Source organism: Parabacteroides sp. CH2-D42-20 (assembly GCF_003670185.1).
Taxonomy (GTDB): Bacteria; Bacteroidota; Bacteroidia; order Bacteroidales; family Tannerellaceae; genus Parabacteroides; species Parabacteroides distasonis.
The window spans coordinates 29,409-45,618 of the sequence record NZ_RAYG01000012.1 but is presented as its reverse complement, the minus strand read 5'-3'; the positions used below and the strand labels follow the sequence as shown (position 1 = coordinate 45,618).

Annotated in this window: 10 protein-coding genes; 2 read left to right on the top strand and 8 right to left on the bottom strand. The window is 49.8% G+C overall.

What is annotated here, in order from left to right; translation table 11 throughout:
* Position 1: 1 nt before the first annotated feature.
* The 8 genes from uvrB to D7V92_RS09030 form a co-directional block, all read right to left on the bottom strand.
* Complete coding sequence (gene uvrB / locus D7V92_RS09065; protein ID WP_121772734.1) at positions 2–2,023, bottom strand: excinuclease ABC subunit UvrB; 2,022 nt, start codon at positions 2,021–2,023, stop codon at positions 2–4.
* 3 nt (positions 2,024–2,026) lie between these two features.
* Positions 2,027–2,221, bottom strand: a complete 195-nt coding sequence (locus D7V92_RS09060) for a PspC domain-containing protein (RefSeq protein ID WP_121772733.1) — start codon at positions 2,219–2,221, stop codon at positions 2,027–2,029.
* A 50-nt stretch (positions 2,222–2,271) separates the two neighbouring features.
* Positions 2,272–4,917: a DUF5916 domain-containing protein gene (locus D7V92_RS09055; protein WP_121772732.1), complete on the bottom strand. Its 2,646-nt coding sequence runs from the start codon at positions 4,915–4,917 to the stop codon at positions 2,272–2,274.
* A gap of 232 nt (positions 4,918–5,149) precedes the next feature.
* Positions 5,150–6,592 carry an efflux transporter outer membrane subunit gene (locus D7V92_RS09050; protein WP_121772731.1) on the bottom strand — a complete coding sequence of 481 codons (1,443 nt, stop codon included), beginning with the start codon at positions 6,590–6,592 and terminating at the stop codon, positions 5,150–5,152.
* Positions 6,582–9,740, bottom strand: a complete 3,159-nt coding sequence (locus D7V92_RS09045) for an efflux RND transporter permease subunit (RefSeq protein ID WP_121772730.1) — start codon at positions 9,738–9,740, stop codon at positions 6,582–6,584. Before D7V92_RS09045 ends, D7V92_RS09050 begins: the two co-directional genes overlap by 11 nt.
* Positions 9,741–9,745: 5 nt before the next feature.
* Positions 9,746–10,909, bottom strand: a complete 1,164-nt coding sequence (locus D7V92_RS09040) for an efflux RND transporter periplasmic adaptor subunit (RefSeq protein ID WP_005865934.1) — start codon at positions 10,907–10,909, stop codon at positions 9,746–9,748.
* A 90-nt stretch (positions 10,910–10,999) separates the two neighbouring features.
* Complete coding sequence (locus D7V92_RS09035) at positions 11,000–11,380, bottom strand: hypothetical protein (protein WP_008774070.1); 381 nt, start codon at positions 11,378–11,380, stop codon at positions 11,000–11,002.
* A 167-nt stretch (positions 11,381–11,547) separates the two neighbouring features.
* A complete protein-coding gene (locus tag D7V92_RS09030) occupies positions 11,548–12,279 on the bottom strand; it encodes a copper homeostasis protein CutC (protein ID WP_005861801.1) in 732 nt (243 codons plus the stop codon).
* Between the two features lie 240 nt (positions 12,280–12,519).
* Here D7V92_RS09030 and D7V92_RS09025 point away from each other — a divergent pair, with 240 nt between their 5' ends.
* Both D7V92_RS09025 and thrA read left to right on the top strand, forming a co-directional pair.
* Complete coding sequence (locus tag D7V92_RS09025) at positions 12,520–13,485, top strand: DMT family transporter (protein WP_121772729.1); 966 nt, start codon at positions 12,520–12,522, stop codon at positions 13,483–13,485.
* Between the two features lie 282 nt (positions 13,486–13,767).
* On the top strand, positions 13,768–16,209 hold the full coding sequence (gene thrA, locus D7V92_RS09020; protein ID WP_005861780.1) for a bifunctional aspartate kinase/homoserine dehydrogenase I: 2,442 nt from the start codon (positions 13,768–13,770) through the stop codon (positions 16,207–16,209).
* The last annotated feature ends 1 nt before the right edge of the window (position 16,210 follow it).

The following is a 16,210-nucleotide window of genomic DNA, read 5'->3' as shown; positions in this document are numbered from 1 at the left end:
GCTAATCCTTTTTCGTTTTCAGTAAATCCTCCAATTTCACCAGCTCGTCACGGAATTGGGCAGCCTCGATGAAATCCAGTTTCTTCGCCGCCTCTGTCATCTGTTTGCGAGTCCGCTCGATCGCCTTCTCAAGCTGCGTACGGTTCATGTATTGCACGACCGGGTCCGCTACCAAGCTTGGTTCCGGCTCTATATAAGCGTAAGGTTCCGCCGTTTGTTGTTTCTCGGCAAGCATGGATACACTGTTTTTCATGACTTGCTTCGGAGTAATGCCATGCGCCTCGTTATAAGCCATCTGTTTCTCCCGCCGGCGATTGGTCTCGTCCATGGTCTGTCGCATACTCGCCGTGATCTTATCGGCATAGAAGATAACCTTTCCGTTCACGTTTCGGGCGGCACGTCCAGCTGTCTGCGTCAAGGATCGGTGGGAACGCAAAAAGCCTTCCTTATCCGCATCCAAGATAGCGACCAACGAGACTTCCGGTAAATCCAGCCCCTCGCGTAGCAGATTGACACCGATCAGCACATCAAACAGGCCATTCCGCAGGTCGTCCATAATCTGTACACGTTCCAAGGTATCTACATCGCTATGTATATAGTTGCATCGTACCCCCATGCGGGTCATATACGTAGTCAGCTCTTCCGCCATACGCTTGGTCAACGTAGTCACCAAGACTCGTTCGTCTTTTGCCGAGCGCTGCGTGATCTCCTCCATCAAGTCGTCGATTTGGTTTAATGAAGGACGGACATCGATAATCGGGTCCAGCAGGCCTGTCGGACGTATCACCTGCTCCACCACCACTCCCTCGCTCTTTATCAACTCGTAATCGGCGGGAGTAGCGCTCACATAAATACCTAGAGGCGTCAACGACTCGAACTCATCGAAGGTAAGCGGACGGTTATCCATCGCCGAGGGCAAACGGAAACCATACTCCACCAAGTTTTTCTTCCGGGCATAATCCCCGCCATACATCGCACGAATCTGCGGGATCGTCACATGGCTCTCGTCTACGACTAGCATGAAGTCTTTCGGGAAATAGTCCAACAGGCAGAAAGGACGATCTCCCGCCGCGCGTCCGTCGAAATAGCGGGAATAGTTCTCGATACCCGAGCAATGCCCTAGCTCCCGGATCATTTCCAGATCAAAAGTGACACGTTCATACAGGCGTTTCGCCTCAAAGGGCTTACCGATCTCCTTCAAGAGATTCACCTGCGTACCCAAATCCACATCGATCTGGCCAATCGCCATATTTATACGATCTTGGGTGGTCACGAATAAATTAGTAGGATAAATATTCAACTCATCCTGCTCATCATACTCCTCGCCTGTCAACGGATTGAAAGAGGAGATGCGGTCTATCTCATCATCCCAGAACTCGATACGATACGCCATACCGTCGAAAGTCTCGATCGCTGGGAAGATATCCACCGTATCGCCATTCACACGGAAACAGCCGCTTTTGAACTCCAGCTTATTATTCACGTACAGGGCGTCTACAAACCGGCGCAACAACTTATCCCGGTCGATACGCATACCCCGTTCCAGATGCGTCACTTTCTCGGCGAAAGCCGTAGGATCCGCCATACCATACAAGCAGGATACGGATGAGACCACGATCACGTCCTTACGACCCGACAATAAGGAAGCCGTAGCCCTCAAACGCAGCTTATCGATCTCCTCATTGATCGCCAAGTCTTTCTCTATATAGGTATCGGTAGAAGGTAGATAGGCCTCCGGTTGGTAATAATCATAATAAGAGACAAAGTACTCTACCGCGTTATTGGGGAAAAACGCTTTAAACTCACTGTACAACTGGGCGGCAAGCGTCTTATTATGACTGAGTATCAAGGTTGGTCTCTGAACTTCCTTTATCACGTTAGCGATCGTAAACGTCTTACCGGAACCGGTAACACCTAAAAGAGTTTGGAAAGGGACACCACTCTTGATCCCTTCCGACAACGCCGCAATCGCCTCGGGTTGGTCACCCGTGGGACTGAACGAAGACGATATTTCAAAATTCATCCTTTACCCGATCTGTTGTTTAGGCATTACCAACCACAAGATAACGTATAACAGTATACCAAATCCGGCGAAAAGAACCATCAATACCCATACGATCCGTACGATCGTCGGATCGATATCCAAGTATTCCGCAAGACCGGCACAAACGCCACCTATCATCTTATTATTCGAACGAGTCAATCTTTTCTTCTCTTCCATATCTTATTATATCTTTATCAATATACAAAACTAATGAATCTCACTCATATTTACAAGTTGAACCAATAATTCATTTTGATCATGAACGTATTTGTAGCGGGGAGTCCCCACATACGATCCAGATTACTTCCCCAGCCGGAGGAATACCAGTTGTCCCGGTTGGACATCCGGTGTTCCCATACGAAATAAAGCGTGGAGCCGGGCAAGTATTCCCAGCGGGCTACCAAGTTGGAACGAAACTCGTTAAACCTAAAATCAGGGTTCCTGAAAGGCATCTGCCCAGCTCCCTCCCCGATGGTATAGACTCCATCCGCATAAGTTAAATGATCCGGATCAATACGTTGGAAACGGTTCTCAAAGGTATGCGACTTCGTATCCGCCGCTAATTTAAAATCATCGTATTTAGCGATGGAGGTGAACGGGGCGCCATAGAATTGAATGGAAATATCGGGGGTCACGTTCACTTGTAATTTCAGCGTGAGGCCATAGGTCTTCTGATCCATGTGGCCCATGACATAATAATAAGGGGTCAAGCTACTCGAGCTAAGCGGACTCGTCGTAGCCACATATTGCATCTCATCCGTATTCCACGCATAATCCAGTTGACCGGACAAATAGACATGGTTTCCCAAGCGGAATGTCAAGCTCGGCGAGATCGTATTGAAGCGATTTCCCTCGAAATTATGATCGCCCTCGTATTTGAGCATGAACATCATTCGTTTCGCCTTATCGGTATTGAACTTAGCGGAAGTTAAGAAATAAGAACCGAAGCGAACATCCGGTCCCCCTCGCAGCAAGCGGCTATCCAGCCAATTCCAAGCAAAGGTTTCCTTGACATCCCACTCATACCGGTTCATCGTCATACTTTGCCAACGCAAGGAAGCGTTGTTGCTAAAAGGAGTACCGCCGTAATTCCACATATTCTTTTGCGACAGGGTAAAGGCGTTGTACCGGAATATTTTCCAGATATCGGTCTGCCGATACATGATCTCCGTCTCATTCATCAGATAATCCGTTTCCTTCATATATCCCATATCATTCAAGTCGAAACCGGGTGACGACCAAGTAAAGGTCTCCGAGAAGTTCCATTTGGCGTTTCCTTTCCGTCCCACTTTCACATAACCGCCCGTTCCGGTCAGGGAGCGACGAGTAGGATCCACCCCCAGATAATCGGCGGAGGAAGCCCTTTGATAATAATGCGCCACGCTATTCTGCAAGGCCGTGATCGCTCCGGCGCTACCATGCAAGGAACTCAACATTCCCTTTACATCTATATAATAAAGGCGATTCTTGAAATACTGGGTAAAATCAATACCCGCCGTGAAAGCGTTACGCACCATGAAATCCTCCAGATAAGGCTGATCCAAGGCACGGTTTACCGAGGTCACCATACCGCCCAGCAAGGTATTCCCCTTCCAGTTCTTTTGCACACGGGCCACGGTATAGTTTGTCAAAGGCTCCACGACTTCCACATCCTCCACCCCGTTACGGGTAACCTTGGAGGAGGAACGTGCCGTTACACTCTCGATCACTCCGATCGTCAAGCCCCGTTTATTCGTACCCGTCAGTTTCAACGCACCGATAATCGGCACATTCTCTTTCGTCTCGGCATAACTGCCTACGTTGTCTATACCCCGTGGCGTATAAGAGGGAGAGGCGCCGATCCTACGGGTATAAAACATCATATCGCTACCGTTCGCAAAATCCAAGATATGTTTTCCTTCCAAGAAGAAGGGGCGTTTCTCATCGTAAAACGTCTCGTAAGCCGTAAGGTTCATTACGGAGGGGTCCAACTCCACTTGTCCGTAATCCGGATTGATCGTCATATCCAACGTATAATCCGAGAGGGCGAACTTAGCGTCCAAGCCCACGTTTCCTCCCCAGCTATGCCCTTTTTGATAAGGGCTGCCGTCTATCCGGGGTTCCTGCCTGTATTTACCCATTACATACGGCAAGAACTCGATGCCGCGAGGCTTGGGAACAGAGTCCATGCCGCTCATGTTTCCGAACGAAAAGACATGTCCGTTATTCTTCAAGGGGATCATGCTCCAATTTTGCACCTCGTTATTCCTACGGATGATACGGCGTACATGCAAGCCCCAAACGCCATCCTCCGATCGCTGGTTATAACGCAACTGGCTGAACGGGATACGCAGCTCGGCGGTCCAACTGGAATCCGCCCGGTTGATATTCGTTCGTCCTTCCCAAACGGCGTTCCAGCTAAGGTTGACGTTCAACTTATCCGTTACGACCAGATCCGTCTTATTTCCTCCTAGATTGATATTGAATTCCGGTGCCGCACGATAATCATGGTAGGTGTCGAAAGCGACGCTGATCAAATCGCCCAGACTATTATCATCCCGGTTCCCGATAAAACGATTCATCTTATCCGGCACGGCGTCCTTGCAATATACACCTACATAGATATATTTATCATCATAGAAAAGTTTTACCCGGGTCGGGGATTGAGTGATCGCCCGCTCATAAGGGATAATCTGTACGAAACGATCCGACCATTCGCCTTGCTTCGTCCAAAAGTCCTCATCCAACTTACCGTCGATCGTAGGTTTCACTCCCGATACTTTCCGGATATTATAGGTACGCTTATAAGCTTTCTCAAAAGGGACGATCGAATCTTGCTGGGCTTCGCACAACAACGAGATTCCTAAAAACACGAGTAGAGTCAGATATTTCATAATGGCCTAGACTATAAGATAACAATAAGCCTCAAAGATAAGCACTTCTTTTCAGAAAAGAGCACATCTTCCCAAGATTTATCGCAACGTAGCCAAAGGCATACGATATCAAGTATTCACTGCAACCCGTATTGCAGTAGTACTGCGACGCACGTGCAGCGCTACTGCAACCGGCGTGCAGTAACACTGCAATGCGGGTTGCAGTACAATAACAATAGCGTCACGATAAAAATCAACAACCGCCTCCCAACGCCCGGTACAGCAATATCTTCTTCCGGCATAAATCGGTGACGATATCGATATGCTCCAGCTCGCTATCCAGATAACGCTCCTCGGCGGAAAGAACCTCCAAGAAACCGGTATAGCTTAATTGGAACATCTCGCCGGCATTCACCACGGAACGTTGGTGGGCAAGGGATTCTTTCTCTTTCAAGCGGATACGCTCCGTTTGGGTCTGGCTGGCGCAATAGAGATCGAGCACCTCGGTGTAAGCGTTCAAAGCGGTCTCGTGGTATTGGGATAAAGCGATACGCTGGGAAGCCTTCGCCTCGTTCCACATCGAACGGATCTCATTGCGGCGGAAGATAGGAGCCGTGATACCCGCCGCCAAGTCGTACACCAAAGAGGCCGGAGAATGAAACCACTTACCCACATCAAACGCATTGAAACCACCACTGGCGCCAAGCACCAACGAGGGATAGAAAGCCGCCTTCGCCGCTATCACATCCGCCTTGGAGGCGATCAACCCCATCTCGGCGGAACGTACATCCGGACGCAATGTCAAGAGGTTTGCCGGAATCCCTTCCGACAAGGGAACCGGTAACTTACGCAACTCATCGAATCCCATCCGGCGAATCTCGAAGGGGAAAACACCCAACAGGCAGGCGATCGCCCGCTCCTTCTCACCGATCAACTGATCGTTTTCCAGCAACTTACTCTCGATCGACAGCACACGGGCATAAAACTGATCGACCGCCAACTGCGTCTCCGCCCCTTCCTTCTTCAACTGGCGGGTCAGCTCATGGGAACGACGGGCACTGGCCAGCGCGTTCCGCAACACCTCCTTACGCCGGTCCAAGCCGATCAACTCATAATATTGAATCGCCAAATCGGAGATCAACATCGACTGGGCAAAACGGGTAGCCTCCACGGAAGCCATCCAGCGAGCGGCGGCGGCCTGCTTCTTCCGGGTCAGTTTGCCCCAGATATCCGCTTCCCATTGAAAGCTCAAGCTCAAGCCGAAATCCCGGTAAGGGTCCGGTATATGCTTATCTTTTGGCAAAGAAGGCACGTTTGTCTCGCTATTCCCCACACCATCCATCGTATATTCACCGAAACGGTTCACGGAGGCTCCGATGTTCAAATTCACGTCCGGCAGCAAAAGCCCTTTCGCCCGTTGCAAGGCCGCGCGGCTCATGGCGATGCGCTCCATGCTCTGCCGGAAGGAATGGTTATTGCGTAAAGCCACATCCACATAGCCTCGCAATAAGGTATCTTGGAAAAAGACATCCCACGACAGCGGTTTCACGAACGTAGTGTCGTTCATTCCCATCTCGCCGGATTCCGGAAGCGAGATCCGCTCGTCCATCGATAGCTCGGGAGTCTTACAACCGGCCAAAGCAATCAGAGCCAAGGCGCAGCCTATCATTATATATCTCATCTTATCAATACACATACTCGTCTTCTTTAATTTGCTCTTTCTCTTTTCTCTTTTTAAAATAAGTAGCCAGCGACTCGAAGATCACGTAAAGCCCCGGGATCAAGAAGATACCGACAAACGTACCGATCAACATACCTCCGGCCGCCGCCGTACCGATCGAACGGTTCCCCAAGGCACCGGCTCCCGAGGCGATCGTCAACGGAATCAAGCCACTAATAAAAGCGAAGGAGGTCATCAAGATCGGGCGTAAACGACTGGTAGCCCCTTGAATAGCGGCCCCCATCACGCTGATACCTTCCTTACGGCACTGGTTCGCCACCTCGATAATCAAGATCGCGTTCTTTCCCAGCAAACCAATCAACATCACCAACGCCACCTGCGCATAGATGTTATTCTCCAGACCTACCACGTACAGCAAGAAGAACGAGCCGAACACACCCGCCGGAAGCGACAGGATGACCGGAAGCGGAAGCAATAAGCTCTCGTATTGGGCGGCAAGCAACAGATAGACGAATGCCAAACAAATAGCGAAAATCACCAACGTTTGCCCACCGGACTCTTTCTCCTCCTTCGCCACACCGGACCATTCGGTATCATAACCACGAGGCAATACCTCGGAAGCGATCTCCTCAACAGCCGCCAACGCCTCACCCGAGCTGACACCCGGGGCGGCCTCGCCGGTAATCATGGCCGAGGTAAACAGGTTGTAACGGGTAATCTGGCTCGGACCATACACACGCTCCATCGTCATGAAGTTGGAGTAAGGCACCATATTCCCCTCCTTATTCTTAGCATACAGGCTGAACAAATCCTCCGGATTCATACGATACTCCGGCGCCGCTTGCAACATGACCTTATACATCTGGCCGAAACGGACGAAGTTGGAGGAGTAGAAGCTACCTACATAGGATTGCAAGGTTTCCATGGACTCGTTCACGTTGATGCCCAACTTAGCCGCCTTCGCCAAATCCACCCGGAGCAGATATTGCGGGAAATTCGGGTTGAAGCCGGAAGTGACACCGGTCAGGCGAGGATCAGCGTTCAGCTTCGCCACGAAGTTCTTGGCAACCTCATCCAGCTCGGCGAACGTACCGGCGGTCTTATCTTGCAGACGAAGCTCGAAGCCACTTGCGTTACCGAATCCCGGAACCGTAGGCGGCAGGAAGAACTGGATGTCCGCATCCTTGATATGGGCGACACGATCGGCATACACACTCATCAACTCCGCCGCCGTCTGCTCCCGTTGATCCCAAGGGGTTAGGTTAATCATACCCATACCGAAGCTGGCACCCTCCGTCTCGGTCATCAAGCTATAGCCGGCCAAGGTAGAGATCGTCTCCACCTCTTCCAACGGCAACAAAGCCGCTTGCACCTTGTTCAAGGCAGCTTCCGAACGCTCCAAGGTAGCTCCGGGAGGTGCGTCTACGTTCACATAGATCATACCTTGGTCCTCGTTCGGGATAAAGCCGGAAGGCAACACGAACGTCATGCCCCACGTGGCCAGACAGAAAAGGATCAAGGTTGCGTACGTCAGCATCCGACGGTTCAAGAACCATCTTAAATTCAAGCGGTAACGACGCTCCAAGAAATCATAACGGCTATTGAACCCATCAAAGAAACGAGCCAGCAGATTTTTCTTTTGCTTCTTCGAGTGGGATACCGGTTTCAGCAACAAGGCGCAAAGAGCCGGAGACAACGTCAAGGCGTTCACACCGGAGATCACGATCGCCACGGCAAGCGTCAACGAGAACTGGCGATAGAAGATACCCACCGTACCATCCATGAAACCGACCGGGATAAACACGGCGGACATCACCAGCGTAATAGCGATAATCGCCCCTCCGATCTCACCGATCGCCTTTTTCGTCGCCTTCAACGGGGGCAGCTTCTCGTTGTGCATCTTCACGTGGACCGCCTCTACCACCACGATCGCGTTATCCACCACGATACCGATAGCAAGCACCAAGGCGAACAAAGTCAGCATATTGATCGAGAAACCCAGCATCTGCATAAAGAAGAACGTACCGATCAACGATACCGGAACGGCGATAGCGGGTATCAACGTAGACCGGAAATCCTGCAAGAAAAGATACACCACGATAAATACCAAGATAAACGCCTCCAGCAAGGTCTTGAGCACGACCGATATGGAAGCGTCCAAGAAACGGGATACGTCGTACGAGATATTATATTCCATACCCGGGGCAAACGTCGTTTCCTTCAATTCCTCCATCTTCGCCTTGATCTGCTGGATCACCTCACGGGCGTTCGAGCCCGGACGCTGCTTGATCATGATAGAGGCCGAGGGCTTTCCGTCCGTCATGGAGATCATATTATAATCCTCGGAATCAAACTCGATCGTAGCCACGTCTTTCAGGCGAAGCACGGAACCGTCCGGCAGGGCTTTCAAGACGATCTCGCCATATTCCTCCGGCGTGCTGAACTTACCGCTATACTGCAAGACGTATTGCAATTGCTGCGGGATCTTGTCGGAGCTGATACCCGTCTTACCCGGCGCCGCCTCGATATTCTGCGAGCGGATCGCCTCCGTAACCTCTTGCGGCGACATATTATAAGCCGCCAACCGGTTCGGGTTCAGCCATACACGCATCGCATAGTCGCGGCTACCCATGATCTCCACGAATCCCACGCCATCGATGCGCTTCAACTCACGCAAGATATTGATATCGGCAAAGTTATATACGAATTTCTCCGTATGGGTACTATCCGAGCTCATGATGTTCAGGTACATCAACATACTGTTTACCTCCTTCTCCGTAATCACGCCGGCACGGATCACCTCTTCCGGAAGCTCATCCAGCACGGTGGTCACACGGTTCTGCACATTCACGGAAGCTACGTCCGGGTCGGTACCGACCTTGAAATAGATCGTAGTCAAGGACATACCGTCGTTCGTACAAACAGAGGTCATATAGGTCATTCCGGGCACGCCGTTGATAGCACGCTCCAGCGGGGTCGCCACCGTTTTCGCCATCACGTCGGCGTTCGCTCCGGTATAACGGGCGGTAACGGTAACGGATGGGGGCACGATATCCGGGAATTGGGTGATCGGCAAGGAGTTGATCGCCAGCAATCCCAAGAAGACAATTACCACCGAGATCACGCCCGATAAGATAGGGCGTCTGATAAATATTTCAAACATAGGGCTTACTTATTATTCTCGATTTCATTAGACGATTCCAATTGGCGACGGATCGTGGCTCCATCTACCATATCGGGATTGATAGTCATGCCGTCCGTGATCATCTGGACACCCTCGTAGACGATGACGGTCTGGTCCGGCAAATCCTGTGTCACGTAATAAGAACCGTGGCGGGCCAACGGCTCGAAGCTGCGTACGCTCACCTTTCCATCTTCCGCTACCGTATATACATAGGTGAAATCCTGAATCTCGAAAGTGGATTGCTGGGGAACCAAGACCACGTTCTCCATCTTGGTCAGCATCCGGATCTTGCCGGATACGCCATGTCGCAGCAAACGTTCCGGGTTCGCGAAACGGGCACGGAAAGCGATCGATCCGGTACCCCGCTCAAAGTCGCCCTCCACGGTCTCTACCTTCCCTTTATACCGATAGGTGGATTGGTCGGAAAGGATCAGTTCCAGATTATTATACTCCGGCTGGTCGATACCGCTCAACTGCGTCCGTTTATATTCCAGATACTCCTTCTCGTTGATCTTGAAATAAGCGAACATATCCGATACGTCCGTCAAGGAGGTCAATAAGCTGCTCGGCGTAACCAAACTTCCCACCTTAAAGGGGATGCGGTCCACGTATCCCTCGAAAGGAGCCGTGATCGTCGTGTATGAGAAATTAGTCTCCGCACGTTGCAAACGGGATTTGGCCTGTTGCACCTGCAAGCGTGCCACGTCCGCCTCGGCCATCGCCTGCTCCAGACGGATCGGCGAGATGATATCTTTCTCCACCAAACGCTTGATGCGGTCTACCTCTACCTCCGCCATCTTCAACTCGGCTTGGGCCTGTTTGTGATGGGCTTGCGCCTCTTTCACCTCCTCGTACAATTCCGCCGAGGAAAGCTTGAAAAGCACCTGCCCTTTCTTCACGTGCTCGCCCTCGTCCACAAGGACGGCCTCCACGAATCCTTCCACTTTAGGTTTCACCTCTACGAACTGTACGGCTTGTACATCCGCTACATACGACTGCGGCACCTCGATCGTGGTCGTGGTTAACCGCATCACCGGCGTATGATCTTTCTTCCCGGACTTTTTCTCCCGGTTTTGGCTACAAGATACCCATACACAAGCCGTTAAGCATAGTAAGGGTAAATAGTTAGAAAACAATTTTATCCTCATAAAACTTATAGATTTATAATTATTTGAATACGACGAAAAGCACATAGGCGAATCACCCCATGCGCGACAATAAGAAACAGGTAAGTTCTGCTAAATCAGATAGGAACAGAACCAAACGAAATTCTGTGCTTTGTGTAGGTTATAAAATAAAGGAAGCTTGGCGCATTGCCGTAGTTCCAAGGAATGAATTAATTCATGTAAATCCAGAATCGTAAACAAGTCCCATATCAAATCGATCTCCAAGGCTCGGATTTGCACTTGCTCCTGACGTACCGTTCGCAAGGAGGCGTTATCGTCAAAATCCAACAACACATCGGGTGCCTCTTTATCGACTATTTCCATCGAGGTAGTGGTAATATTCTCCGGAAAGAAATCGCTTCCAATGGAATAAAACTGTAACAGCACCAACATGATCATAAGCATGATACGCTGGTGAAGCCCAAAACGATTATTCACTGTTACATTTAGCATCTTTTATCCAATGGAGGCGCAAAGATAAACAATCTTTTTGGGAAGAAAAAACATTTCACCCGCATACGAGTATTGGTATCGCCCCACGCCGGTATAGGCATGAGGCGATGCAGGTATAGGCGTAGGGCTACACCAATACCGACACAGGCTCACGCCTATACCGGCACTTAAATATATGCCTTTACCTTCTCCCGATCCGTTTGCACCGTCTCGAATTCGGAGGAGACGATACTGCTTCCCATCGGGACATTCTCATTGCGGTATTCCATTTTACTATATACGATACTTCGGGCGGACGTATGAAACTCTTTCGCTCCTGTCTCCGCCTCTATTTTCCCGATATTATTCTCACGTACGCCACATCCCGGCATGATGATGATCCGTCCGTCCGCACGTTTCACCAGCTCGGCGATCAAGGGGATTCCTTTCACGGCATCCGATTGCTGGCCGGAGGTCAAGATACGGTCGCATCCCAACTCGATTAGCTGCTCCAACGCAGTGAATGGGTCCCGGCAAACATCGAAAGCACGATGACAAGTTACGGACAGAGGTTTTGCCGCCTCGATCAAGCGCCGCATCAAGGGTACATCGATATCCCCGTCTTTCGTAAGACAGCCGAAAACGACGCCATGCACTTTTAGCTCCTTGCACAGTTCTATATCCAATAGCATGGATTGTACCTCGGCTTCCGTATACAAGAAATCACCGCCTCTCGGACGGATAATCACATTGATATCGATCTTGGAAGTCAGAGCCTTCGCCGTCTTGATCTCTCCATAACTAGGTGTAGTTCCCCCTTCGGGTATCCCGGCGCAAAGCTCTACACGGGTAGCGCCTCCCGCCTCCGCCTCCACACAGCTTTGAGCGGAGTTCGCACATATCTCAATAATTCGTTTCATGTTTATTTAGTTTGTTAAATTCTCGTTCATGGTCTTTGCTATATCAGCAGGTATATTGTTTTCAATCACAAAGATATCTCAAAATTGGAGAAATCACCTATATTCCTCTTTTTTCTTTATCAACACCCCAATAACACTTTGCTTACAGATCATTTCTTATTATCAAAAAAAAGTAAGACCTTTGTTCCCAAAAACATAAGCCTGTATACATTTATATTATACCAATCTAGGATCGTACTCATGATGAATCAAGAAAAGCTAAAGGGGCATCTCCTTATTTTAGCGGCCAACATCCTGTTCGCCATTAATATGCCCGTATCCAAATATCTACTCCCCGAGCATGTGCAACCCGAGGCGTTAACCAGTATGCGGATGAGCTTCGCTTGCGTGATGTTCTGGATCACCTCCCTATTCGTTCCCTATGAGAAAGTGCCGTTGAAAGACTTGGGACTTCTATGCCTTTGCGCCCTTTGCGGAGTAGGCTTGAACCAAGGGCTGTTTATCTGGGGGTTGAATACCACGTCGCCGGTAGACGCTTCCATCATAGCGACCGCCGTCCCCATCTTTGTCATGATCTTGGCGGCCCTGATCCTAAAGGAACCTATCACACGGATGAAAACGTTCGGGGTACTGCTTGGTATATGCGGGGCGATCTCCTTAATACTACAATCCACGCAAGGTTCCAATCAAGCGAGCAGTCTAGGGGGAAACCTCTTGATTACGATTAGCGGATTCATGTATTCGATCTATTTGGTAGTATCCAAGCCACTAACACTCAAGTACTCATCCGTCACGATGATGAAATGGATGTTCCTGTTCTCCACGCTGATTACCCTGCCTTTCGCTATCGAATCCATCTGGAATACCCCGGCTTTCCATAAAGAGGTCTTCGACGGCCAAGAGCTGGGAGCCATTTTCTTCGTGTTATTCGGGGCCACGTTCGTACCTTATTTATTAATACCGCTGGCCTTAAAGCGAATCCGCCCGACTACCGTCAGCATGTACAATTATATCCAACCGATCGTAGCTTCCTTTATCGCCATATTCATCGGTCAGGATAGTTTTAGCGTAACGAAACTAGTATCGGCCGCACTTGTTTTCTCCGGCGTCTATTTAGTGACCCAAAGCAAGAGCCGGGCGGACCTTGAACAACAAAATAGTCAATCTTTTGACAAAAACGCTTGCAATATGAAAAATAATGCGTAATATTGCCCCTATAATATAAAAGAATAAGTAGCATACAAAATCAATGATGAGTGTAGAGTCCTCATATTATACATGGGCATTGATGACCCCTTGGGGGGTTAGAATCTATTAATAAGCATTCGCGTAGACCACGTCACGCTATGTCGCAATCTCGTATTGCATCCTTTTTTATTTCTCCTTTTACATAAATAAGTTTAATCAATCGGTTATTGTCGGTTGCTAATCATGAAAAAGCCTTTTCTTGATTGTCAATCCTCGATGAACCATTAAAAATACATATCGATGAAAGTATTAAAATTCGGCGGAACATCCGTAGGTTCCGTGAATAGTATCTTAAGTGTAAAGAAAATAGTAGAGGCTATCGAAGAGCCCGTAATCGTGGTTGTCTCCGCCTTAGGGGGCATCACCGATAAATTACTGGCCACTTCTACCATGGCTTCTAAAGGCGACCTTGCCTACGAGAAAGAATTATCGGAGATCATCGCCCGCCATCTGGACGTGATCGAGGGAGTGATAGAGGACAAGGAGGTACGCATGGATGTCCAGAAGAAAGTGATGGCTTTACTGGATGAATTGAGCAATATTTTCAAAGGTGTTTATTTGATTAACGATTTATCCGCCAAGACATCCGATACGATCGTAAGCTATGGCGAGCGCCTATCTTCCCTGATCGTCTCGAACGTGATCAAGGACGCTAAGTTGTTCGACTCACGCAAATATATCAAGACAGTCAAGCAATTCAACAAGCATATCGTGGATTTCGACTTGACCAACAAGCTCATAAAAGAGACCTTCTCGCCGCTGCCCAAGGTTTCCTTGGTGCCCGGATTCATCTCTTCCAGCACGGAAACCGGAGAGGTTACGAACCTCGGACGAGGGGGATCGGATTATACCGCCTCCATCTTGGCGACCGCCTTAGACGCTAACACCTTGGAGATATGGACGGACGTGGATGGTTTCATGACAGCTGATCCCCGTGTGATCAGCTCCGCCTACGTAATCGACCGGCTTACTTTCACGGAGGCGATGGAGTTGTGTAACTTCGGGGCGAAAGTAATCTATCCGCCGACGATCTATCCGGTTTATCATAAGAATATCCCGATCCGTATCTTGAATACCTTCAACCCGACCGCTCCCGGAACCTATATCTCGAAAGAGCGGGTGAAAGAGGAAGGCAAGGCCATCATCAAGGGTATCTCCTCCATCAACGATACCTGCTTGATCACGGTACAAGGTTTAGGTATGGTGGGCGTGATCGGCGTGAACTACCGGATCTTTAAGACGCTTGCCAAGAATGGCATCAGCGTATTTATGGTATCGCAAGCCAGCTCCGAGAACAACACGACTTTCGCCGTACGTAACGCCGACGCTGATTTGGCCGTACAAGTATTGAACGACGAGTTCGCCTTAGAACGTGCGCAGGGTGATATGAACGATACCGTAGCGGAGAAGGATCTGGCTACCGTCGCTATCGTAGGCGAGAACATGAAACGTACCCCGGGTATCGCCGGTAAGCTGTTCGGTACGCTGGGACGTGCGGGCATCAGCGTGATCGCTTGCGCCCAAGGCGCTTCCGAGACGAATATCTCTTTCGTTATCAAGCATAAATACCTTCGCAAGGCGTTGAACTCCATTCATGACTCTTTTTTCCTATCCGAATATAAGGTATTGAACCTTTTCATCGCCGGTGTAGGAACCGTAGGCGGCAATTTATTGGAACAGATACGTATCCAGCAACCGAAACTGATGCGGCAAAACGGTTTGAAGCTGAATGTCGTAGGTATCTCAAACTCCAAGAAAGCCCTTTTATGCCGGGAAGGGATCAACCTCGACAATTATCTGGAGGAGCTGAAGGAGAACGGGGAAGAGAGTAACCCGGAACATCTATGCGAGGAGATCGTAAAGATGAATATCTTCAACTCCGTATTCGTGGATTGCACGGCAAGCCCGGACGTGGCGGCTCTTTACGAGACGTTGATGAACAATAACGTATCCGTCGTGGCAGCTAACAAAGAAGCGGCCTCCTCCTCCTACGATAATTATACCAAGCTCAAGGAGACCGCCCGCCACCGAGACATCAAGTTCTTGTTCGAGACGAACGTAGGCGCCGGCCTCCCGATCATCAATACGATGAACGACTTGATCAATAGCGGCGACCATATATTGAAACTGGAGGCCGTACTTTCCGGTACGCTGAATTATATCTTTAATACGATCAGCGCCGATATTCCTTTCAGCGAGGCGATCCATATGGCAAAGGAAGCCGGATACGCCGAGCCGGACCCACGTATCGACCTTAGCGGCAAAGACGTGATCCGCAAGCTGGTTATCTTGGCCCGTGAGGCCGGTTATCCGGTGGAGCAAGCCGACGTAAAACGGAACCTGTTCATCCCGGAAAAGTACTTCGAGGGTTCCCTTGAGGACTTCTGGAAGAATATCAAGGATACAGATGCCGGTTTCGAGGAGAAACGCCAGCTACTGGAAGCGGAAGGCAAACGCTTCCGTTTCGTGGCGAAGATGGAGAACGGCGCTTGCGAGGTAGGCCTACAAGCCGTAGACAGCCACCATCCGTTCTATGAACTGGAGGGCAGCAACAATATCATCATGATCTCCACCGAGAGATATCATGAATATCCAATGATCATCAAGGGATATGGTGCCGGGGCCGACGTGACGGCCGCAGGCGTATTCGCCGACATCATATCCATCGCAAATATTCGATAGG